The organism is Virgibacillus carmonensis, from assembly GCF_057836705.1.
Genome location: NZ_JBYQFJ010000109.1, coordinates 1 through 815, shown reverse-complemented (window position 1 = coordinate 815; position 815 = coordinate 1). Strand labels below are relative to the sequence as shown.

Below are 815 nucleotides of genomic sequence, written 5' to 3'. Positions count from 1 at the left end.
ACCTAGACTGAGAACGTACACGGAGGTTGCCCAGGATTCCATAACGATCCCGGATTATTTAGAAAATCGTTTTTTTGATTCATCTAATGTGTTAAGACTTGTTTCCGGAATTTTTATTCTTATCTTTTTTGCCTTGTATGCATGTGCGGGTATGGTATCAGGCGGTAAATTATTTGAAAGTGCATTTGGCCTGGATTATCATATCGGTCTATTCCTTACTGTAGCGGTTATCGTTGCATATACACTTTTCGGCGGTTTTCTTGCCGTAAGTATGACTGACTTTGTACAAGGTGTTATCATGTTTGTCGCATTGATATTGGTTCCAATCGTTGCCTTAACAAACGTTGGTGGAACAGAAACAATGCTCGATGATATTCGTCAAATTGATCCATCATTACTGGATTTCTTCAAAGGTACATCTGTCCTTGGTATTATCTCATTCTTGGCATGGGGCCTCGGATATTTTGGACAGCCTCATATTATCGTCCGTTTTATGGCAATCAGCTCTGTGAAAGAATTGAAAACTGCCCGCCGTATTGGAATTGGTTGGATGATCATATCCATTATTGGCGCGATGCTAGTTGGTCTAATTGGGGTTTCATACTTCTCAGATAAACCGGATATGCTTGGCGATCCGGAAACCGTTCTTATCGTTTTCGCAGAAGTACTATTCAATCCATATATAACTGGCTTCATTCTGGCCGCGATTCTGGCTGCGATTATGAGTACAGTTTCTTCACAACTTCTTGTAACATCAAGTGCGGTTACAGAGGATTTCTACAGAACGTTCTTTAGAAGAAATGCATCAGACAAAG

General features: G+C 40.5%; 1 protein-coding gene. It reads left to right on the top strand.

What is annotated here, in order from left to right; translation table 11 throughout:
- Positions 1-815: sodium:solute symporter family transporter (locus AC3G7N_RS20760; RefSeq protein WP_489424060.1), on the top strand; the 815-nt coding region annotated here is incomplete at both ends.